Origin of the sequence: Pseudoclavibacter endophyticus (assembly GCF_008831085.1) — a bacterium.
Lineage (GTDB): Bacteria > Actinomycetota > Actinomycetes > Actinomycetales > Microbacteriaceae > Pseudoclavibacter > Pseudoclavibacter endophyticus.
In genome coordinates this window covers 32,762-54,936 of record NZ_WBJY01000001.1, presented here as the reverse complement: position 1 = coordinate 54,936, position 22,175 = coordinate 32,762, and the positions used below count along the sequence as shown (strand labels likewise).

Sequence of the window (22,175 nt, the reverse complement as noted above, 5' to 3'; positions counted from 1 at the left end):
ACAGTTGCGACGCACCCCTGGTCACGGCGTATGCTCTCCGCACTGTGCCGAAATTCTCCCGGTAGTGCACAGTACGGCCTCGTTATCCACACCCCTATGTGGATAACTCTGTGGTCTCCTCAGTACGCTGGAGCACATCCCGAGCCGGATGACCCGGTGCTGCGGCACGGCCGTATCCACGAAGTCCACGACAGCCACCGACCGAGAGAAGCCCGCCGCCATGCCCGAGAGTGTTGAGACGGTCTGGGCCGGTGTCCTCTCGAAGCTCGACGACGATACGCGCATCACCCCCACGCTCCAGGGGTTCTTACGCATCGCCGTTCCCAAGGGCGTCATGGCTGGCACGATCTATCTCGAAGTGCAGAACGACCTCACCCGCTCCATGATCGAGCAGCGCGCGAGGGTTCCACTCACGGAAGCACTCGCAGCGCTGGAGAACGACGATGTGACGTCGTTCGCCGTCACGGTGAACCCCGACGCCGAGCATCCCCGCGCGGCAGAGTCCACCGTTCGCCCCGCCCGCGAGGAGCGTGCCGGCTACGCGAAAACAACACGCTTCGACGCCGACGCTCCCGACTTCGGCGGCGATGTGGCCCCGCGCACACCAGGTGACCACAGCCAGGCGACGGTCCCGCGTGCCGCGCATGGTCAGCATGTTGCGCCACCTGCAGGACCGGATCACCACCCCCGTTCCACTCCCGGCCCTGACCATGCGCCTCGATCGCCGCTCGACGGCACATCCAGGCCCGTCTCCGCATTCGCCTCCCCCTCCGACGCCGACGCCCGCGCCGTGGACGGCGAATCCCGACTCAACCCGAAGTACACGTTCGACAACTTCGTCATCGGGGGCTCGAACCGCTTCGCCCACGCTGCGGCGTTCGCGGTCGCCGAAGCACCCGCCCGGGCCTACAACCCGCTCTTCATCTACGGCGACTCCGGGCTCGGCAAGACCCACCTGTTGCACGCGATCGGGCACTACGCCCAGACGATGTACCCCGGCATCCGGGTTCGATACGTGTCGAGCGAAGAGTTCACCAACGACTTCATCAACGCCATCGCCAACAACATGGCTCAGGCGTTTCACGCCCGCTACCGTTCGATCGACATCCTTCTCATCGACGACATCCAGTTCCTGCAGGGCAAGGACACCACGCAGGAGACGTTCTTCCACACGTTCAACACGCTGCACGAGGCCAACAAGCAGGTCGTCATCACCTCCGACGTCCCCCCGAAGCGACTCACGGGCTTCGAAGACCGGATGCGTTCCCGATTCGAGTGGGGTCTCATCACCGACGTGCAGTCGCCGGATCTCGAGACCCGCATCGCAATCCTCCGAAAGCGCGCGCAGGCGGAAGATCTGACGATGCCGGACGACGCGCTCGAGTTCATCGCTTCACGCATCACCACATCGATCCGTGAGCTCGAAGGCGCACTCATCCGCGTGACCGCCTACGCGAACCTCTATCGCCAACCGATCGACCTCGCGCTCGTCTCGAGCGTCCTTCGCGATCTCAGCGCGGACGACGAGCCCACCGTCGTCGCTCCGGTCGACATCATCCGACACACGGCCGACTACTTTCGACTCACCGAAGACGACCTCTACGGCTCGTCGCGGTCACAGGCCATCGCCACGAGCCGCCAGATCGCAATGTACCTGTGCCGAGAGATGACGAATCTCTCGCTCCCCAAGATCGGGCAGCTGTTCGGCGGCCGCGACCACACAACCGTCATGTATGCGCACCGCAAGATCACCAAGCTGATCACTGAGCGCCGCGACGTGTACAACCAGGTCACCGAGCTGACCACGCGAGTACGGCAGAACGGCAACGGCTCGCACGCCTGAGCGTCACGCGCGCTTGCGGCGCGCAACCGGCGGCCTCGCCGACCCGGGCGAGGGAACGCAAGGCCGTCACCGCGCTCTCATGCCCTCGACCTCACCGTCTCGTGGACGCGCGTCGTCACGCGCCATTGTGCAGCGATCGCCGTCACCGAAGCCGAAGGGAACACTGTGGATAACTTGTGCACTCAACCGGCTCGACGCGCCGGACAAGATGTGGACAACGTCGCCCAGCGTGTGCACCGGCGCATGCCGCCTGGAACGGCGGTGGATAACAGGCCACAGCGGGTCCACCCGCACGACACAACTTCCACGAGTGTGGTTCCCTACTCCCGTCGGCCCCCCGTCGAGTTATCCACACCTTGCACAGCTGTTAAGAAGACGAAGGCTTAAGTTTCTCTCTCATTCAATTCCTCCCCAATGACATGATCGGCCCCCACCGCCCGACGCTGCGCCGCCAAGCACAGGCCCACTAGCATTGGCAGGCACACAACGAGAGGAACTCGCCGTGAAGTTCGTGGTCAACCGTGACGTCTTCAGCGACGCCGTGTCGTTCGTGGTCAAGCTCCTTCCGCAGCGACCGACCCTGCCGATCCTGTCGGGCGTCGTCCTCGAGGCCACGAGCGGAGCGCTCCAGCTGTCGTCATTCGACTACGAGACCTCCAGCCGCACGTCGATCGAAGCCGATATCACCGAAACCGGGGCCGTGCTGGTGCAGGGCAGGCTCCTCGCTGAGATCGCGAACCGTCTCCCGCAGGCGCCGGTGGAGCTCTCTCGTGACGAGCGCGGTGTCGTCATCCGATGCGGCCAGGCGTCGTTCCATTTGCCGATCATGCCGCTCGAAGAGTTCCCATCGCTGCCGGCAATCGAGGGGCAGCAGGGCACCGTGGATGGCGCGTCGTTCGCACAGGCCGTCGCTCAGGTCGCCGTCGCGGCGTCGAAGGAGGATGTCGCCCCCGTCATCACGGGTGTCAACCTCACGCTCGGAGCCGACTCGCTGGGCTTGCTCGCGACCGACCGCTATCGCGTCGCCGTCCGGGAGCTCGAGTGGGAGGGCGGTTTCCAGCAACCGACGACCGCGCTCGTCCCGGCGCGCACGCTTGCGGAGGCCGCGAAGTCGCTCGGTGGAGCAGGCAAGCTGACGTTGACGCACGTCGTCCAGGGCGAGCGCGAGCTCATCGCCTTCAGCTCCGACCACAAGACCGTCACCTCGCTCCTCATCAAGGGCAATTTCCCGGCGGTTGAACGACTGTTCCCGACTGAACTGCCGCACTACGCCGTGCTCCAGACGTCCGAGCTCGTCGACGCCGTCCGCCGAGTGCAGCTCGTGCTCGAACGCGAGGCGGCACTCAGGTTCACGTTCACGCAGGACGGCCTCTCGCTCGAGGCGCTCGGCAGCGAGCAGGCGCAGGCCTCAGAGCAGCTCGATGTGGTGCTCCACGGCGATGACATCGTCGTATCGCTCAAGCCGCAGTTCCTGCTTGACGGAGTACTCGCGATCCACAGCGAGTTCGTCCGAATCGCGTTCACACGCACGGAAAACCCGGGGAAGCCGGGCCCGGTGCTGATGACGGGGCACACCTCGGGCGACCAGGCAAGCGACAGCTACCGATACCTCCTGCAGCCCAACCTGCTCATGCGGTAACGGTGCACGTCGCCCATCTCTGGCTGCGCGATTTCCGGAATTACGCGTCTGCCGAGCTCGTTCTCGATGCCGGCGCGCACGTGTTCGTCGGCTCGAACGGCCAGGGCAAGACGAATCTCATCGAGGCGATCGGATACCTCGCTCATCTGCGTTCGCACCGGGTCTCGAGCGACGCGGCGCTCGTTCGTCGCGGGAGCGAAGCCGCTTTTGTCCGTGCCGAGCTCGCCCATGAGCGCCGCAGGATGCGCATCGACGTTCGCATTGCAAAGTCCGGCGCGAATCGTGCCCACGTGGGTGAACGTACGGTTCGCTCGCGAGAGCTGCCGCAATACCTTACGACCGTGCTGTTCGCCCCGGAGGATCTGTCACTTGTGCGTGGCGATCCAGGGCAGCGCCGTGATTTCCTCGACGCGCTGTTGGCGACCCACTCACCGCGCGTCGGCCGCGTCATCGCCGACTACGATCGCGTGCTCAAGCAGCGCAACTCGCTCCTGCGTTCTGGGCGGTCGGTCCCCTCGAACAAGAGTGGCTCGCAACTGAGCACGCTCGAGGTATGGGATGAGCGGCTCGTCGAGCTCGGCACCGAGATCATCGCGGAACGACTCGTGCTCGTTGAGCAATTGGCCCCGCACCTCACCGAGGCCTACGGAAGACTCGTCGGCGGCGATCACGGGGTCGGTCTCGAACTGCGGGTGACCGCGCTCGGCCAGTCTCCCGTCGCGACGATCGACGACGGCGACACGGATGGCGTCGATGCCGTCGCCGCGGGTGCGATCGAGTACGAGGAGCTCCGTGAGCGCTTCGCGAGCCGACTTCGCGACTCCAGACAGCAGGAACTGGATCGTGGGCAAAGCCTGGTCGGCCCGCACCGCGATGATGCGGTGCTCATGTTGAACGGTCTCCCCGCCCGCACGACCGCGAGCCACGGCGAATCCTGGTCGTTCGCGCTCGCGCTGAAACTTGCTGCGGCGGAACTCGTCCGAGGTGCATCGCGGGCGGGCGATCCCGTCCTGATCCTCGACGACGTGTTCGCGGAGCTCGACACCGGTCGCCGGTCGCGGCTCGCCGACGCTGTAGGCGCGTTCGAGCAGGTATTGATCACGGCCGCGGTGCTCGAGGATGTGCCGCCGGCCTTGCAAGGACGGGTCACGCACATCCACGACGGTGTCATCGGCGGCGAGTCGCCGATGACAGGCGAGCCGCCCGGGGCGGAAGCGGGGCAGGAAGGGTCGGCATGAACGAGCACGTGCGCGTCTACGCCCACTTCAAGACCGTCTTCGGCGGGGCCACGAGTTCGTTTCTGCGGCGTATCGCGCGGGAGCGCGGTGCGGACGGGGACGTCGGCGACGACGCTGAGAGTCAACCCTTCGGAGCGGGCCGCGACCCGGTGACGCTCGCCGCGGCATTCGGCACGGTGCGCCGCACGCTCGGCTGGCAGACGCCGATGGCGCAGGCAGAACTCATGAACGAGTGGAGCGAGCTCGCGGGCGAGGAGACGGCGGCGCACTCGGCGCCGATGTACGTCGACGACGGCACGCTCGTCGTGCAATGCGATTCAACGGCGTGGGCGACCCAGCTCCGTCGGATGCGGAGCGTGCTCCTCGGCGAGATCGCGAAACGGCACCCGGACGCACGCGTTGAAGAGCTTCGGTTCCTGAACCCGGGAGCGCCCTCGTGGAAACGCGGCCGCAGATCGGTTCCTGGGCGCGGTCCGCGCGATACCTACGGCTAGGGAGGGAAAATTATCCACCTGGGGCCAAAACTTCGCTGAAACGGCCGTTTGGCGGCTCTGGGCGCCGCTCAGTTGGTAGCATGGATGCTTGTGCCGATGGTACGCGCGCAACGTCGCGCAATCGGCGCGTTTTCCTGTTCAGACCCGAAGGAGCCGCCGCACGATGACTGATGCACCCGAAGAGCAGGCACCCGATGCCGGTAAGCCGGTCGGCGACACGGCGGGCGCCGCAGGGGACGCGGAGGAACTGCGCGGGGAGCACATCGAAACATCGAGGATGCCGGCGACGCATCGAGTCGAGAACGACTACGGCGCAGGTCAGATCCAGGTGCTCGAAGGCCTCGAGGCCGTCCGGAAACGGCCCGGCATGTACATCGGTTCGACGGGCCCCGACGGCCTGCACCACCTCGTCTACGAAATCGTCGACAACTCGGTCGACGAGGCGCTCGCCGGCTACTGCAGCCTGATCGATGTGCGCCTGCTCGCCGACGGGACCGTGCGCGTGACCGATGACGGCCGCGGCATCCCGGTCGCGACGCATCCCGTCGAAGGCATTTCAACCCTCGAGGTGGTGCTCACGAAGCTCCACGCGGGTGGCAAGTTCGGCGGCGGCGGATACGCCGTCTCGGGCGGGCTTCACGGCGTCGGCTCCTCGGTCGTCAACGCGCTCAGCACCTCGTTCCGCGCTCGCGTGAAACGAGACGGCTACGAGTGGCTCATGGAATTTCGTGATGGCGTGCCGACCGGGCCCATCGAGCGCGGCGAGGCCACCGATGAGACCGGCACCGAGATCACCTTCCAAGCGAATGCCGACATCTTCGACACCGTCGAGTTCGACTACGAGACGCTGCGGACTCGGTTCCAGCAGATGGCGTTCCTCAACCGAGGCCTGCGAATCGACATCGCGGACGAACGCGATCCCGCCGACCTGACATCGGACTCGATCGTGCCGATCACCGAGCTTGACGGCGAAGCTGACCGTCCCGTCATCGCGACGGCCGACGAAGTGGGTGACGGCTCGAGCGACCATGCCGCTCGCACCGAAGGCGAGAAGGCCGCCAGGGACGCCGGGCAACCGAGGCGCCAACACTCGTTCCGGTTCGAACGGGGCCTCGTCGATTACGTGCACCACCTGATCTCGCGCAAGAAGATCCCAACGGTGCACGATGACATCATTGAGATCAACGCGGAAGACACCGAGCGACGCATCTCCCTCGAGCTCGCCATGCAGTGGACGGGCGCGTACACCGAGTCGGTGCACTCGTTCGCCAACACCATCAACACGAAAGAGGGCGGCACGCACCTCGAGGGCTTCCGCGGCGCGCTGACGTCGATCCTGAACCGGTATGCCCGCGAGAAGGGGCTGCTGAAAGAGAAGGACGAGAACCTCACGGGTGAAGACGTGCGCGAGGGCCTCGCCGCGATCCTCTCGGTGAAGCTCGGCGAGCCGCAGTTCGAGGGTCAGACGAAGATGAAGCTCGGCAACACCGAGGCACGCGCCTTTGTGCAGCGCATCGTCGGCCAGCACCTGAGCGACTGGTTCGAACGCAATCCCTCGCAGGCCCGCGAGATCGCGCGCAAGGCCACACAGGCGTCGCAGGCACGCCTTGCCGCTCGGCGTGCACGCGAGCAAACGCGCCGCAAGGGCTTGCTCGAGACCGGCGGCATGCCCGGCAAGCTCAAGGACTGCCAGTCGAAGGATCCAACCATCTCCGAAATCTTCATGGTTGAGGGCGACTCGGCGGGCGGCTCGGCGGTGCAGGGGCGCAACCCGCTCACGCAGGCGATCCTGCCCCTGCGGGGCAAGATCCTCAACGTGGAGAAGGCGCGGCTCGACCGAGCACTGCAGAATGCCGAGATCCAGTCGATGATCACCGCGTTCGGCACGGGCATCGGCGACGACTTCAACGCCGGGAAGGCCAGGTACCACAAGGTCATCCTGATGGCCGACGCCGACGTCGACGGTCAACACATCACCACGCTGCTGCTCACGCTGCTCTTCCGCTACATGAAGGGCCTCATCGAGATGGGGTATGTCTATCTCGCTCAGCCGCCGCTGTACCGCCTGAAGTGGACGAACGCCAACCACGAGTACGTCTACACCGACGCCGAGCGAGATGCTCGCCTCGCGGCGGGGCGAGCGGCCGGGCGACGCATCCCGAGGGAGAACGGCATCCAGCGTTACAAGGGCCTGGGTGAGATGAGCTACCAGGAGCTGTGGGAGACCACGATGGACCCTGAGCACCGCACCCTCTTGCAGGTCAGCATGCCTGACGCCGAGGCGGCCGACGAGGTGTTCGCGACGCTCATGGGCGAAGACGTCGAGTCGCGCCGCACGTTCATCCAGCAGAACGCGCACGACGTGCGCTTCCTCGATATCTAGCCGCCGGCATCCCCAGCGCGCACGATACCTCGCCAACCGACCGCCGAAGGGCGAACATGACTGACGAACCCACGACCGACTCGAGCCCGCGAGCCGCCGACCACGTTGAGAAGGTCGACCTGCAAATTGAAATGCAGCGGTCGTACCTCGACTACGCGATGAGCGTCATCGTCGGGCGCGCGCTGCCGGAGGTGCGCGACGGCCTCAAGCCTGTGCACCGCCGAGTGATCTACGGCATGTACGACGGCGGCTATCGCCCGGACAAGTCGTTCTCGAAGTGCGCGCGCGTCGTCGGCGACGTCATGGGCCAGTTCCACCCGCACGGGGACTCGGCCATCTATGACGCCCTCGTGCGGCTCGTGCAGCCATGGGCCATGCGCTATCCGCTGGCACTCGGCCAGGGCAACTTCGGCTCGGCCGGCAATGACGGGGCCGCGGCGCCCCGGTACACCGAGACGAAGATGGCGCCGCTCGCCCTCGAGATGGTCCGTGACATCGACGAAGACACCGTCGATTTCATGGACAACTACGACGGGCAGACCAAGGAGCCGACCGTGCTCCCGAGCCGGTTCCCCAACCTGCTGGTGAACGGATCAGTGGGAATCGCGGTCGGCATGGCCACGAACATCCCGCCGCACAACCTGCGCGAGGTCGCCGACGGTGCCCTGTGGCACCTTCGCAATCCCGAGGCGCCGCGAGACGAGCTGCTCGTGCAGCTCATGGCCCGCATCAAGGGGCCCGACTTCCCGACGGGCGCTCAGGTGCTCGGCACCCAGGGGATTCAGGATGCGTACCGCACGGGGCGCGGATCCATCACGATGCGCGCGGTCGTGTCGATCGAAGAGATTCAGAACCGCACGTGTCTCGTGGTGACTGAGCTGCCGTATCAGGTCAACCCGGACAACCTGGCTCTCAAGATCGCCGACCTCGTCAAGGAGGGACGCGTACAGGGCATCGCCGACATCCGCGACGAGTCCTCGGGTCGTACCGGACAGCGCCTCGTGATCGTGCTCAAGCGCGACGCGGTCGCGAAAGTCGTGCTCAACAACCTGTACAAGCACACGTCGCTGCAGGAGAACTTCGGCGCGAACATGCTCGCGATCGTCGACGGCGTGCCTCGCACGCTTTCGCTCGACGGGTTCATCACCGCGTGGGTCGCTCACCAGATCGAAGTCATCGTGCGACGCACGCAGTACCGACTGCGCAAGGCACTCGCCGAGGTGCACATCTTGCGCGGCTACCTCAAGGCGCTTGATGCCCTCGACGAGGTCATCGCCCTCATCCGCCGCTCGCCGACGGTCGACGAGGCGCGAAGCGGACTCATGGAGCTGCTCGACGTCGACGAAGACCAGGCCAATGCGATCCTCAGCATGCAGCTGCGCCGCCTCGCCGCGCTCGAGCGGCAGAAGATCATCGACGATGCCGAGCGGCTCGAGACGCTCATCGCCGAGTACGAGGCCATCCTGGCGTCGGAGCCGCAGCAGCGGCAGATCGTCGCTGACGAGCTCACCGAGATCGTCGACCGGTACGGCGACGACCGCCGCACCGAGATCCTCGCCGGCTACGACGGCGGGATGAGCATGGAAGACCTCATCCCCGAGGAAGAGACGGTCGTCACGGTCACGCGCGGCGGGTACATCAAGCGCACGCGGAGCGACAACTACCGGTCGCAGCATCGAGGTGGCAAGGGCGTCAAGGGGGCGCAGCTGCGCGCAGACGACGTGGTCGAGCACTTCTTCGTCACCACGACGCATCACTGGCTGCTGTTCTTCACCAATCACGGACGCGTGTATCGCGCGAAAGCGCACGAACTCGTCGACGCCGGCCGCGACTCGAAGGGGCAGCACATCGCGAACCTGCTCGCGCTGCAGCCGGACGAGCAGGTCGCCCAGATCCTCGACATCTCCGACTACCGGCAGGCCCAGTACCTTGTTCTGGCCACCCGGAACGGACTCGTCAAGAAGACGCCGCTGACGGAGTACGACACGAACCGTCAAGCGGGCATCATCGCCATCAATCTCCGCGACGGCGATGAACTCGTGAGCGCCATGCTCGTCGACCCGACAGACCACATCTTCTGCATCTCGAAGAACGGCATGTCGCTGAACTTTGAGGCCAATGACGACAGTTTGCGGCCGATGGGTCGGGGCACCTCTGGTGTGAAGGGCATGTCGTTCCGCGACGGGGACTATCTGCTCGCCGCCGGGGTGGGGACCTCTCCCGAGACGTTCGTGTTCGTCGTCACCGAGGGCGGGTACGCGAAGCGCACGCGGGTCACCGACTATCGCACGCAGAATCGCGGTGGGCTCGGCATCAAGGTGGCCAAGCTCAACGGCGAACGCGGCGGTCTCGCCGGCGCTCTGCTCGTGCACGAGGAGGACGAGGTCCTCGTCATCATGGCCTCGGGCAAGGTCGTACGCTCGGCCGTTTCCGAGGTGGGGGTCACTGGCCGCGACTCGATGGGTGTCACCTTCGCCCGGCCCGACAAGGGCGACGTCGTGAGCGCCGTCGCGCGCAACCCCGAGCGCGAGCTCCGCGCCGAGAGGGACGACGCCGAGGAGAACGGCAACGGCGGCCCCGAGGCCGGGGGCAACATTTCGCTGGATGCTGCGGCCGAGGCGGCCGAGGGCGGTGCCGAAGCGGGCGAGGCGGCCGAAGCGGGCGAGACGGCCGAAGCCGGCGATGCGGCCGAAAGCGAAGCATCCGACGGCACGCTGGGTGGCGCGCCGAGCGATGCAGCGACCGAGGGATAGGGTCTCTGCGTGACGCAGGTGTGACCCGTCGGCGCGCGTGTGCCAGACTCGACGGGGTCTCCATGCGAGGCCCCATGAGCGCAAGAGGGTGTGATCAATGACAAGCGTTGCTGAGAAGCTCGCCAAGAAGTCGACGCGCAAGACCGCGAGTAAACAGGTTCGCTTGCGGCTCGTGCACGTCGACTTCTGGTCGGCGGTCAAGCTCGCGCTGCTGGTGAGCGCGTGCGGGGTCGTCGTCGCCCTCGTCACCGTTGCGTTGCTGTGGACGGTGCTCGTGCAGACCGGAGTGTTCGACTCGGTCAACAGCCTGCTGAACGACGTGTCGGGCACCGAGACGGTGAGCATTTCGAACTTCGTCGAGTTCGGTCCCCTCATGGTGGCCGTTGCCGTCGTGTCGCTGTTGAACCTCGTGGCGTTCACGGCCCTCACCGCCGTCGCGGCGTTTTTCTACAACCTCTCCGTCAAGATCACGGGCGGCCTCGTCTTCGGCTTCACCAACAGCTGACACGCGGATTTCGCCCGCCGACTGAGGATGCGCTACAGTAGCGGGGTTGTAATTCGGGGCTATAGCTCAGGCGGTTAGAGCGCTTCGCTGATAACGAAGAGGTCCCAGGTTCAAGTCCTGGTAGCCCCACAAGCGCCGGACGGTTCGAACGCAAGATCCGTCGGTGCGTGGTCCCGGGGACGTAGCTCGATTGGCAGAGCACCTGCTGTGCGAGCAGGCTTCCTCAACTCAATATGTGACCCACATGGGGGCTTAACTCAGTTGGTAGAGTGCGACCTTTGCAAGGTCGAAGTCAGGGGTTCGAGTCCCCTAGCCTCCACGTATTCCCTCGTCAGAGCCCGCCGATCTGGAGCCGGGGCGAGACGGTACGTCTCACCGTAGGGACCCGCTCCCGGGCGCGACGTGGGGACCCTGTCGCGATTGGGCTTACGCCCCGCGCCGGCTGAGGAGGTTGCGCAAACTGCCGAAGGCCGCACTGACCGGGCGTGCTGCACGCCCACCGAGGCGCCGGGCAGCCGGTAGCAGCGCGCGCTTTTGCTTGGGCACCGCCCTCAGCACGTCGGCCTCGGGAAGCAGCGAGGCGTCGGCTCGTGGCGGGTGGTCGGTGGTGGAAACCTGGTGTGGACCTGTAGTGCCGGGGCAGATGTCGAAATCGAAGATGTCGGTCGGTAGGTAGAGGGTCGCGCAGGCATTTGGGAAGTCGACCACGCTAGACAGGTGGGCCTCGATCGGGGCCGCGCCCAGCAGCAGGTAGGCCTGCTCCCTGGAGTAGCCGAAGACTGTCAGGTAGTCGACGGCGTGCAAACAGGCCTGTTGGTACGCCAGATACGGGTCGAGGTACCTCTGGCGATCGTCGCTCGTCACGGAGATCCCCGAGAACGAGATCCAGTCCTCGTGGCGCGGCGCCTCAGAACCGGGAACGAAGATTGCGTGACCGTCCACACGGTAGGTCGTCATCCCTCCGGGAATGAGATCGACGTGCAGGTCAACGTATCCGCCCATCTCGATCGCCCCGCAGAGGGTGATCTCCCCGTCGCCCTGTGAGAAGTGCAGGTCTCCCACCGACAGGTTCGCCCCCTCGACAAACACCGGGAAAAACACCCTGCTTCCGCGAGTGAGGTCCTTGATGTCCTGGTTGCCGCCGTTCTCCCGCGGCGGGGTGGTCTGGGCTGCCTCAAGCGCAAGACGGGCCGCGTCCTCGTCCGGCACCGCGCCGAGCAGGGCGCCCTTGGGCAGCGGGGGGAGGGCCAGCGGGGGCACCCGGAGCGGTCGACGGGCTGTCAGTGCGGCCTCCCGCTTGTTCCACCGGGCCAACAACTCGGCCGAGGGCGCGGTGCCCATCACGCCCGGGTGCGGTGCCCCGGCGAAGGACACCCCGGGGATGTGCCGGGAACTGGCCCGACCGTCCTGGAAGTCCCAGATCGCCTTGTAAGCGTCGGGGAAGTGCTCGTGCAGGAAACCGCCACCGTGTCCGGGGGCGAAGATCCCCGTGTAGCCCCACGCCTGGCCGGGAAGGGAGCCGGTCCGAGCGGAATCAGTCGGCCCGACGTCGACGATGTCCACGACCAGCAGGTCCCCAGGTTCGGCCCCTGCCACTCGGAAGGGCCCGGAGAGCTGGTGGCCAGCATGGAACGGGGCAGTGAGCACGTCCTCGGCGGACTCATTGTTGCCGACCGCGCCGTCGAACCAGTCGCGACACTCGACTCGGAACGTCTCTCCCGGCTTCACGGTGGCCACTGGTGGGATGTCCGGATGCCATCGGTTGTGGCCCAGTCGTTCTTGCGCATGGAAGGGCTTCGTCGCATCCAGCGGGAACAGATTCTCCGGCATGCGCACACGGTACGCGGGCTTGCTGGTGATGCAACCCTTGATCGGACGTCATTCTTTGTCTCGGGTGACGTCCATCCCAGCCCGCCTCGACGAACCGTCGAGCGCAGCCGTCGTGATCGTGGAACGGGTGGATCGCGCCCGTCCTGGAATCGCACGCCGGTACCGACAGTCACTGACCCGCTCTCGGCCGGCGCCTTCTAGCTGCGTCGTCGGCGCAATCGCAGTGCTCGGAGCGCGATGACCCCGATGCCGCCCGCGACGAGCCACGGCCACCCGACGATGATCGGGTCGAGCCACTGGTGCCGGACGTCGGACCGGTTGCTGTCGCGCCGTGCGGCGTACCCGTCGTGGGCAGCCTCCGCCTTCACCCCGGTCTCGATGATCGGGTTGTCGGGACGACCTGCGGCGAGCGATTGCACACGGCTCTCCACCACCTCGACCCGGTCGCCTGCCATCAGCAGCAGCCAGTGGGCGGCGCGGGCTTCGCTGAAGCGTGCGTAGGCGAACCGGCGAATAACTCCGGAGAGCCCGTGCAGGGGGGCGGTCGTCCCGAACACGGGCGTCAGCATCTGGTGCTCGATCGAGCGCTCGCGCGGTCGATCCTCGGATTGTCGCTCGGGAAAATCCCAATGGGCACCGGTCGGTATGAACTGCTCCTTCGGGTGCGAGGGCCGGTCCGCCAGATCGAGATCAACGCCCCATCCCGGGATGCGGGCTCGGAGTTCGTCCGGGGACGACGTCGGCGGCGCAGCGGAGGTGTAAACGGGGATCCTGTCGTCGGCAGGGCTCATATCGGCTCCTCTCAGGGGACGATGACCGGCTTGATGCAGCCGTCGAGCTTCGCGGAGAAGACGTGGTAAGCCTCGGCCACGTCCTCGAGTGGGAAGCGGTGGGTCACGATGTCGCTCGGCGTGAGGTGGCCGTTGCGGATGTGTTCGAACAGGCGAGGCCACTGCCGCTTCACCGGGGCCTGGTTCATGCGGAGCGTCAGCCCCTTGTTGAGAGCGTCACCGAACTTCACGGCGCTGAAGATCGGCCCGTAGGCGCCCACGACGGAGACTGTTCCGCCTTTGCGGACCCCGTCGATCGCCCAGTTCAGCGCAACTGGGGAACCACCCTGGAGCTTGAGCTTCGTTGCCGTGACGTGCTGGATGAAGTTGCCGTCGGCCTCGGCGCCGACCGCGTCGATGACCACGTCGGCGCCGAGGCCGTCGGTCGTCCGTTTGAGGTGCACCACGACGTCGTCGAACTCGGTGAAGTTCACGGTCTCGGCGTGGGCGAAACTGCGCGCTTTCTCGAGTCGGTACTCCAGCTGGTCGACAACGATGACGCGGCCGGCGCCCATGAACCATGCCGATTTCGCCGCGTACAGCCCGACCGGCCCGGCACCGAAGACGACGACGGTGTCCCCCTCGACGATCTCGCCGAGCTGCGCGCCGAAATACCCGGTCGCCAGGGCGTCAGTGCACATGAGGGCGTCCTCATCGCCCATCCAGTCCGGGATGACCGAGGGTCCCACGTCAGCGAATGGCACACGCACGAACTCGGCCTGGCCACCGTCGTACCCACCGCAGGTGTGGGAGTACCCGTAGATGCCACCGACGGCGGTCGCGTTGGGATTGACGTTGTGGCAGTTCGAGAAGAGTCCGCGGGAACAGAAGTAGCAGGATCCGCAGTACACATTGAACGGCACCATCACCCGGTCGCCCGGCGAGAGGTTCTGCACCGAGGAGCCCACCTGCTCGACGACGCCGATGAACTCGTGGCCGAAGGTCGTGCCCACCCGGGTATCGGGCATCATGCCGTGGTAGAGGTGGAGGTCCGATCCGCAGATCGCCGCAAGCGTGACCCGGATGATCGCATCGTTGGGATGCTCGATCGCCGGAACGTCCTTGTTCTCCACCTGCACTCTGTACGGACCGCGGTATGTCATGGCTCTCATGGGCCGGCCCTCCGCTCAGCTGCCAAGAGTTCGGTCAACCTAGCACGTGCGTTCGTGCGTGCGTCGATACGGTCGCAGGGCCGTCTCGCTCAGCGCTGCGGGCCCCTGCGCGGCGCCGCGGGAACCACCGTGGCTTCCGCCAGAATGAGCGGGCACAGGCAGGGAGGCCGCAATGTCGCTGACGCGCACGCTCACCGACCGTATCGACGCACTCGTCACCGCATCGGTTGAACGAGGCGAGGCTCCTGGCATCGCTGTTGGGGTCGAAATCGGCGGCGAGACGCATATCGCGGCGGCCGGCGTCCTCTCGATCGATGGGCCGCCGATGGCTCGTGATTCGCTCTTTCGCATCTCGTCGATGACGAAGCCGATCACCGCGACGGTTGTCCTGAGGTTGGTTGAGGAGGGCCTCCTGGGCCTCGACGATCCCGTCGACCGCCTCCTGCCGGAGCTCGCCGATCGCCGAGTGTTGCGCGACCCACGGGGTCCGATTGATGACACCGTTCCGGCCGAGCGCCCCATCCTCGTCCGCGACCTCCTCGACTTCACGTGGGGGTTCGGTCAGCAGGGGGCTCAGTTCGAGGGCGAGCCGTGGCCGATCGTTTCGGCGGCAGGCGAACGCGACCTCGAGACCATCGGCCCGCCGCATCCAGCATCGATGCCCGACCCGGACACCTGGATCGCCCGACTCGGTGAGCTTCCGCTGATGGCGCAGCCGGGCGAGCGCTGGCTCTACCACTCGGGCTCGCAGGTGCTCGGCGTGCTCGCCGCGCGGGCCGCCGGCCGGCCCTTCGACGACGTGCTGCGCTCGCGGGTGCTCGAACCGCTTGGTATGAGCGAGACGTCCTTCTGGACACCGAAGGCCGATCGCCTCCCGACCTCCTACTTCCCATCCGGTGACGACCTGTCCGTCTTCGACCCGCCCGCAGGCGAATGGTCACGTCCGCCGGCGTTCCCCGACGGCGGGGCCGGTCTCCTGTCGACCGTGGACGATTACCTGCGATTCGGCGGGATGCTCCGCCGTGGCGGAGCGCCGATCCTCCACCCAGAGACGGTCGACGTCATGACGAGCAACCACCTGACGCCCGAGCAGCGCGGCCGGGTGTGGCCGGGTGCGGACATCCTCGGTGACGTCGGCTGGGGTTACGGACTCGCCGTGCGTAGTGACGGATCGTACGGGTGGGACGGCGGCCTCGGAACGAGCTGGACGAACCTGCCTGCCCACGATGCGACGGTCGTCATGCTGTCGCAGCGCGGCTTCGACGGCGAGAGCTACCCCTGCGCAGGACTCGTCGACCTCGTGCGCGCTCACTGACCGAGTCGAGCATCGGCGGGCCGCTCGTACCCGCGGCGAAGCCGGCGTTGCGACCCGTCTGCGGCTATTTCGAGCCGAGGGCCTTCCCGGGTGCGATCTGGTTCGCGAGCGTGGCGATCGTTCGTCGATACCGCTCGCGGAATTCGGGGTCGGAACCATGCTGACCGGTGGCACTGCCGACCAGTGCGGGAAAGACGAGTGGCGACAGGGCGATGCCCACGAGTGCGACGTACAACGACTCGGGATCGATCTCAGCGTCCAGGTGTCCGGCCGCCTGCATTCGCCGGATCAGCTCGACGCGCTCGGTCGCCGCCCTGCTTCGTTCCTCTGCGTTGACCCACGAGTCGTCAGCGTCGGCCTTGTCGCTGCGGTCGAACTCGAGGGCCTCCCACTGCAGCAGTCTGGTGCCCAATGGCTGACGTGAGTACGAGTCGAAGAAGATCACCGCCAACTCCTCGAGCGTTGTCGGCGGTGTCGACATCATTTCGCGGAGCTCTGCGGCCCGGCGCCGTGAGACCTCGTGCATAACGGCCCGGAAGAGACCTTCCTTGCTCTGGAAGTAGTGATAGATCATCCGGATGTTCGCGCGGGCGTCGTCCGCGATGGCCTGGACGCGAGCGCCCGCGAACCCACGTTGCGCGAACTCGATGATCGCGCTGTCGAGAATCCGTGCCTCGGTTGAACGCTCTGTTGGGCTGGCCATCGTTCAACGATACGTCAGCTCGCGCCGGCCCTGCGGGTCCACACTTGACGGCGCGTACCGCGGGAAGTAAGTTATGACTTACATCGATTCAAGGGGGAATCTTGACGGAGGAACGAGCACTGCGGCTCGATGCGCTTCTCGCCGAGAACGCGTGCACGAAGCTGGTCATCGAGTTCTGCAACCTGATGGACCAGGGGCGTGTCGCCGACGCGGTCGAGCTGCACACGGACGAGGCCGCCATGGTCGATGCGGTCTCGGGGAAACCGATGGTCGGCAAGACGGCGATGAGAGATCGGCTAGAGCGCGTGCGCTTTTCCTACGAGGGACGCGTCACACTGCACACGCCGACGAACATCCTCGTGACCGCGACCGGCGCCGACCGAGCGACCGGCAGTTTCGTGGCTGCCCTGTACGACCTTGTCGAGGTCGAGGGCGGCCGCGGCATCGGCACCCGCGCGACGGAGCTCCTTGGCTTCGCCAGCGAAGACGTCGAGTTCGAACGCGGGGCCGACGGTGTCTGGAGATTCTCCCACCGCGTCGTTCGCTTTCTCGCGGGGGCGAAGCGCCTGCCGATCGGTCAGCTCCCGGCGGATCTTCCCTTCGGGAAGATCCAGTGACGGACGACATCGCCGGCGTCCAGGTGCAGGCCACCGGCCCGCTCGCAGGGCTCAAGGTGCTCGATCTCGGCGTACTCATCGCGGGCCCACTCGTCGGCGCCTACCTCGGCGACCTCGGCGCCGACGTGGTCAAGGTCGAACGACCGGGTGGTGACCCCTGCCGATTGACGGGCACGAAAGTCGGCGATGTCAGCCTGATCTGGAAGTACATCGGTCGCAACAAGCGCACCATCTCACTGGACTTCGGTGACGACGATGACCGCGAAACCCTGCTCGCGCTCGTGGATGCCGCGGACGTGATCATCGAGAACTTCCGGCCGGGAACGCTCGCGCGCCACGGGCTCGACCTGCCCACGCTGTCCAAGCGCAACCCATCGGCGGTGTGCGTGAGTATCAGCGGATTCGGGCAACACGGTGACTACGCGCAGCGCGCCGGCTTCGGCACCGTCGCCGAGTCGATGGTCGGCTTCGTCAACGTGAATGGGTGGCCCGACGGCCCCCCCACCCTCCCTCCGGTAGCAATGGCAGACAGCGCGGCCGCGATGTCGGCGACCATCGCCGTGCTCGCAGCGCTCTTGAAGCGCGAGAGCTCCGCGACCGGCGACGTGATCGACGTGAGCCTGCTCGAACCGCTCTTCACCTACCTGACGCCGCAGTTCCTCGACTACCAGTTCACCGGCATGGAACCGCAGCGGCACGGGAACCGCCTCGAATTCGCCGCACCGCGCGGTGCCTACCGATGCGGGGACGGCAAGTGGTTCGCCATCTCTGGTGCGACGCCGGCCGGGGCGCGCCGAATCTTCAGCGCGATCGGCCGCGACGACATGAACGAGGACGAGCGGTACCTGACGAACACCGCGAGGGTGCAGCACTACGACGAGATCGACGACATCATCGGGGCCTGGGCCGGCGAGCGCACGCGCGACGAGGCGATCGACGCGCTCGCGGCGACGGGCGCGGCGGTCGGCCCGGTCTACGGCATGTCCGACGTGCTCGAAGACCAGCACTTCGCGCAGCGGCAGGTCTATGTCGATCTCCCCGACGACGATGTCGGCCACCTCAAACTGCCCAACGTGTTCGCCCGGTTCACGAACAGCCCCGCGGCGCACCGTCACGCGGGGCGACCGGAGAATGCCGACGCGACCGCGATCAGGAACTCATGGATCGGTGAGCGATCGACGGAAGGGACTCGCCAATGAGCGCCGGGTCCGTCCTCTTCATCGGCGGCGGGGGCCCCACCGGCCAACCCGTGCTCAACGGGCTTCTGCATCGAGGCTGGAACGTCACGATGCTCAACTCTGGGCGTCGCGAGATCGAGCTCGACGGTGAGGTCGAGCGGATCGCCGCCGACCCGAACTTTCGGGAGCCGATCGAGCAGGCCGTTGCCGGCCGCAGCTTCGACCTCGTCATCGCACAGTATGGACGCCTCCGCCACATCGCCGACGCGCTTGCCGGCCGGACAGAGCGGTTCATCGCACTCGGCGGCATGTTCTACCCCGGCTGGATCGACCCCTCCGCGACGACCCGACCGACAGCCGAGACGGGAAGTGCCAAGGAGTGGCCTATCCAGTACTTCGACGGCGCCGAGCGGCCATCGGAGAGCGTGCCGCTCGAAGCCATCGGCGGGCTGGGCTCGCGCGTCGTTCAGACGGACACGGAGCTCCGGTGGCGACAGCTGCGCGGGGACTTCGCCGTGACCCTGCTGCGATACCCGCGCGTTTACGGGCCTCGACAGCCCGGGGCGGCAGAGTGGAGCATTGTGCGGCGCCTACTCGACGGGCGTGATCGGATCATCCTGCCCGAGGCCGGTCTCGCCGCCCACAGCCTGCTCTACGCCGAGAACGCCGCTCGAATCGTGCTCGCGTGTGTCGACCAGCCCGAGCTCACGTCCGGCCGCGTGTTCAACTGCGCCGACGACGAACCGGTCACGGTGCGCCGATGGGCCTCGATGATCGCGATGGCGATGGGGCGAGACGACGTCGAACTGGTGTCGGCGCCGGCCGACCAGGCGGTTTCGGCGTGGCCGTACGCGCGGTTCCCCACGACGATCGGCCACCACATGCTCGACACCACGGCGCTTGACGCCCTCCGGCTGAGCCTGATCGGTACCCGTACGGGCATCACCCGGACGGTCGACTGGTTCCTCGACGATCCCGAGGAACGAGGGCGCGCCGTTGAGCCGCAACTCAAAGACCCGTTCGACTACGACACGGAAGACGCGATCCTTCGCATCCTCGACCGCGCCCGCGCTGACGTCGCGGCGCTCGGCATCGCGCCTCCCGACATGTCGCATCCCTATTCGCATCCGAAGACGACCACCACCAGCTGAGAAGGAGACAACCATGGCCAGAGACATCGAGGTCGTCGACCCAGAACGCCTCGAGTGGGAAGGCGCTTCGGCGCACCGCTCGGGCGGCGTGCGATTCAAGACGATCTTTACCGGCGAATCGGGCGAACCGGACAACTACTGGTTCACCCTCACCAACGTCGATGAATACTCGACGCCCCGCCACCGCCACAACTTCGACCAGTTGCGCATCATGCTCGACGGTTCGTTCGGGTTCGGCGAACGCGTGCAGCCTGAAGGGTCAGTCGGCTATTTCCCGGCCGGTCAGTACTACCAGCAGAATTCAACCGGCCCGAGTACGCATATCTTCCTTCAGTGCGAGGGTGGGGGGCGCGACCCGTACCTGGCGCCCCAGGCGTCCCGCCAGGCCGCGGCGAAGCTCGCCGAGATCGGAGAGTTCCGCGACGGCCTTTACTATCCGCCGGATGGCAGCGAGCCGAAGGACGGGTTCGAGGCGGTGTGGGAAAGCGTCGTCGGGCGCCCCATTGCGTACTTCGAGCCCCGCGTCGACGAACCCATCATCATGCAGCCGGAGCGCTTCAGGTACGTGGCCGACCCCGATCAGCCGGGCGTGGCCGAGAAGCACCTGGGCACCTTCACCGAGCGACGCCTCGGGGTGTCGATCCTTCGCATCGATGAGGGCAGCACGGCCTCCATCGAGGCGGCTCCAGCGCCTGCCACGCTCTTCTTCGTGCTGAGCGGTACCGGCACGCTCACGCCTGCCGAAGGTGAAGCGCGCGAGCTCGCCGACCGTTATGCGTTCCGGATGCTCCCCGGGGATCGGGCGGTTGTCACGGCCGCAGCGCGCCTGGAGCTCCTCCAGATCAGCCTGCCGCGGTAGCGCGCCCCTCGCGACAGCAATCCAACGCAGCTACTCACCAGGAGACGCACGTGACCGCATCCCACACCATTCCCGCTCCGCCGTTCGCGGGCCCACACGGCGAAACGATGTCGCCGAGCCGCGTGGTGCAGACCACGCACGCGCCCGTGCAAGGGCTCGACGTCGACGGAATCTCGACCTATCGGGGTATCCGCTATGCCGCGCCACCGGTGGGGGAGCTGCGCTTCCGCCCGCCTACTGATCCCGAGCGGACGACCCGCGTACAGGAGTGCCTCGGTTTCGGACCGCCGGCCATGCAGGGCATCGACGGGGCGTGGCTGAGCCCGGACAGCGATTTCGCCCTCTCGCGAATGACGTACGCCTCGTCGGCATCCGATGTGAAGCTGCAGAACGAGGACTGCCTCTACCTGAACGTGTGGACGCCGGGTGCGGACGACGCGCGTCGCCCGGTGCTCGTGTGGCTTCATGGGGGCGGCTTCGCATACGGCGCCGGTTCCGACGCGTTCTTCGACGGCGAGAATCTCGCCCGTCGCGGCGACATCGTCGTGGTCACCCTCAATCACCGACTCAACCTCTTCGGGTTCATGGCCCTGGACGGCGTCGACGACCACTACGCCGACTCGTCGAACGTCGGCATGCAGGATGTCGTGCATGCGCTGCGGTGGGTGCACGACAACATCGCGTCGTTCGGGGGTGACCCCGCCAACGTGACGGTGGGTGGCCAGTCGGGCGGCGGTGGCAAGGTGTCGCACCTCATGGGCATGCCGTCGGCGAAGGGGCTCTACCAGCGTGCCATCGTGCAGAGCGGTGCGGCCCTTCGCGGCATGGAGCACGGCGACATGGTCGACCACACGCGCGCCATCCTTCGGGCGGCCGGCATGGGTGACACGTTCGACCGCAACTGGTTGGAGTCGGTGCCCGCGACGCACCTGCTGCACGCCGCAATCGGCTCGTTCCGTTCGCAGGACCCGGAGCACGAGGCCCGATTCAAGACGGTCAAGGGAATGACGGGTGACCTCGCCGCGCGCCTGCGCACGGCTGTCGACGGCAACGTGCTCCCCGCGCATCCGTTCGATCCGGAAGCGAGTTCGGTCGCCGCCGACGTGCCGCTGCTCATCGGCTGGGTGAAGGATGAATGGACCTTCATGCTCGCGGGTGTCGACCCCGATTTCGTGAGGTCCACGGCGGAGGATGTCGAAGCGGGCGTCGCGCCGATGTACGACGGCCGGGGCCGCGAGCTGCTCGAGCTCGCCAAGGGCCTGTACCCGCACTATTCACCCGGTCACCTCGCGTCGCTCGTGAGCGGCGCCGAGATCTCGTTGCACACGACCTTGCTCGCCGACCGGAAATCGGCACAGCCAGCTGACGTGTTCGCCTACGAACTCGCCTGGGAGACCCCGGTCGGCGATGGCATCTTCCGCACGCCGCACTGCCTCGATCTCCCCCTCGTCTTCGACAACGTCGAGAAGGCGCGCGCGTTCGTGGGCCCCGGCGACGAACCGCAACGCATGGCCGACCAGATGAGCGATGCCTGGGTCGCCTTCATCCGGTCCGGTAGCCCGGGCACGCCCGCACTCCCGTCCTGGCCCGCCTACGAACGCGAGGCTCGCAACACGATGGTGTTCGACCTCGACAGCCGGGTCGTGAGCGACCCGCACGGTGCGCTGCACGAGGTGCTGCGGAACGCCGAGTGACCCCTCCGAATGCCACCGGGCCACGAACCGG

General features: G+C 66.6%; 17 protein-coding genes and 2 tRNA genes. 15 read left to right on the top strand and 4 right to left on the bottom strand.

From position 1 onward, the window contains the following. Positions 1–148 precede the first annotated feature (148 nt). From dnaA to F8O04_RS00195, 9 genes are all read left to right on the top strand, one after another. The gene (gene dnaA / locus F8O04_RS00235; RefSeq protein ID WP_404821113.1) at positions 149–1,843 is read left to right on the top strand and encodes a chromosomal replication initiator protein DnaA; all 1,695 of its coding nucleotides are present in this window, start codon (positions 149–151) and stop codon (positions 1,841–1,843) included. Between the two features lie 502 nt (positions 1,844–2,345). Continuing rightward, a complete protein-coding gene (gene dnaN / locus F8O04_RS00230) occupies positions 2,346–3,482 on the top strand; it encodes a DNA polymerase III subunit beta (RefSeq protein ID WP_158027327.1) in 1,137 nt (378 codons plus the stop codon). A gap of 2 nt (positions 3,483–3,484) precedes the next feature. Beyond that, on the top strand, positions 3,485–4,720 hold the full coding sequence (gene recF, locus F8O04_RS00225; protein WP_158027326.1) for a DNA replication/repair protein RecF: 1,236 nt from the start codon (positions 3,485–3,487) through the stop codon (positions 4,718–4,720). Then, positions 4,717–5,214 (top strand): DUF721 domain-containing protein, encoded by a 498-nt coding sequence (locus tag F8O04_RS00220; RefSeq protein WP_158027325.1) that lies wholly within the window; start codon positions 4,717–4,719, stop codon positions 5,212–5,214. Before recF ends, F8O04_RS00220 begins: the two co-directional genes overlap by 4 nt. Before the next feature lie 277 nt (positions 5,215–5,491). Further along, complete coding sequence (gyrB, locus tag F8O04_RS00215) at positions 5,492–7,597, top strand: DNA topoisomerase (ATP-hydrolyzing) subunit B (RefSeq protein ID WP_158029012.1); 2,106 nt, start codon at positions 5,492–5,494, stop codon at positions 7,595–7,597. 56 nt (positions 7,598–7,653) lie between these two features. Then, a complete protein-coding gene (gene gyrA / locus F8O04_RS00210) occupies positions 7,654–10,350 on the top strand; it encodes a DNA gyrase subunit A (RefSeq protein WP_158027324.1) in 2,697 nt (898 codons plus the stop codon). A 97-nt stretch (positions 10,351–10,447) separates the two neighbouring features. Continuing rightward, positions 10,448–10,855, top strand: coding sequence for a DUF3566 domain-containing protein (locus tag F8O04_RS00205; RefSeq protein WP_158027323.1), 408 nt, complete (start codon positions 10,448–10,450; stop codon positions 10,853–10,855). Between the two features lie 55 nt (positions 10,856–10,910). Beyond that, positions 10,911–10,984, top strand: a tRNA-Ile gene (locus F8O04_RS00200). A 117-nt stretch (positions 10,985–11,101) separates the two neighbouring features. After that, positions 11,102–11,174, top strand: a tRNA-Ala gene (locus F8O04_RS00195). Positions 11,175–11,281: 107 nt separating this feature from the next. Here F8O04_RS00195 and fmdA read toward each other — a convergent pair. From fmdA to F8O04_RS00180, 3 genes are all read right to left on the bottom strand, one after another. After that, a complete protein-coding gene (gene fmdA / locus F8O04_RS00190) occupies positions 11,282–12,685 on the bottom strand; it encodes a formamidase (protein ID WP_158027322.1) in 1,404 nt (467 codons plus the stop codon). Between the two features lie 197 nt (positions 12,686–12,882). Next, a complete protein-coding gene (locus F8O04_RS00185; RefSeq protein WP_158027321.1) occupies positions 12,883–13,476 on the bottom strand; it encodes a hypothetical protein in 594 nt (197 codons plus the stop codon). A gap of 11 nt (positions 13,477–13,487) precedes the next feature. Further along, positions 13,488–14,627 (bottom strand): zinc-dependent alcohol dehydrogenase, encoded by a 1,140-nt coding sequence (locus F8O04_RS00180; protein ID WP_158027320.1) that lies wholly within the window; start codon positions 14,625–14,627, stop codon positions 13,488–13,490. A gap of 172 nt (positions 14,628–14,799) precedes the next feature. Here F8O04_RS00180 and F8O04_RS00175 point away from each other — a divergent pair, with 172 nt between their 5' ends. Continuing rightward, on the top strand, positions 14,800–15,942 hold the full coding sequence (locus tag F8O04_RS00175; RefSeq protein ID WP_158027319.1) for a serine hydrolase domain-containing protein: 1,143 nt from the start codon (positions 14,800–14,802) through the stop codon (positions 15,940–15,942). 64 nt (positions 15,943–16,006) lie between these two features. On the opposite strand, the gene F8O04_RS00170 is transcribed toward F8O04_RS00175, so the two are convergent. Next, positions 16,007–16,645: a TetR/AcrR family transcriptional regulator gene (locus F8O04_RS00170; protein WP_158027318.1), complete on the bottom strand. Its 639-nt coding sequence runs from the start codon at positions 16,643–16,645 to the stop codon at positions 16,007–16,009. A 101-nt stretch (positions 16,646–16,746) separates the two neighbouring features. On the opposite strand from F8O04_RS00170, the gene F8O04_RS14690 reads away from it, so the two are divergent. From F8O04_RS14690 to F8O04_RS00150, 5 genes are read left to right on the top strand one after another with little or no spacing between them, the layout of a single operon-like run. Next, on the top strand, positions 16,747–17,262 hold the full coding sequence (locus F8O04_RS14690; RefSeq protein WP_188726363.1) for a nuclear transport factor 2 family protein: 516 nt from the start codon (positions 16,747–16,749) through the stop codon (positions 17,260–17,262). Next, a complete protein-coding gene (locus F8O04_RS00165) occupies positions 17,259–18,461 on the top strand; it encodes a CaiB/BaiF CoA transferase family protein (protein ID WP_188726364.1) in 1,203 nt (400 codons plus the stop codon). Before F8O04_RS14690 ends, F8O04_RS00165 begins: the two co-directional genes overlap by 4 nt. Then, the gene (locus F8O04_RS14685; protein WP_188726365.1) at positions 18,458–19,591 is read left to right on the top strand and encodes an NAD-dependent epimerase/dehydratase family protein; all 1,134 of its coding nucleotides are present in this window, start codon (positions 18,458–18,460) and stop codon (positions 19,589–19,591) included. Before F8O04_RS00165 ends, F8O04_RS14685 begins: the two co-directional genes overlap by 4 nt. 13 nt (positions 19,592–19,604) lie before the next feature. Further along, on the top strand, positions 19,605–20,450 hold the full coding sequence (locus F8O04_RS00155) for a hypothetical protein (RefSeq protein ID WP_158027316.1): 846 nt from the start codon (positions 19,605–19,607) through the stop codon (positions 20,448–20,450). Between the two features lie 50 nt (positions 20,451–20,500). Beyond that, positions 20,501–22,144: a carboxylesterase/lipase family protein gene (locus F8O04_RS00150; RefSeq protein ID WP_158027315.1), complete on the top strand. Its 1,644-nt coding sequence runs from the start codon at positions 20,501–20,503 to the stop codon at positions 22,142–22,144. Positions 22,145–22,175 lie beyond the last annotated feature (31 nt).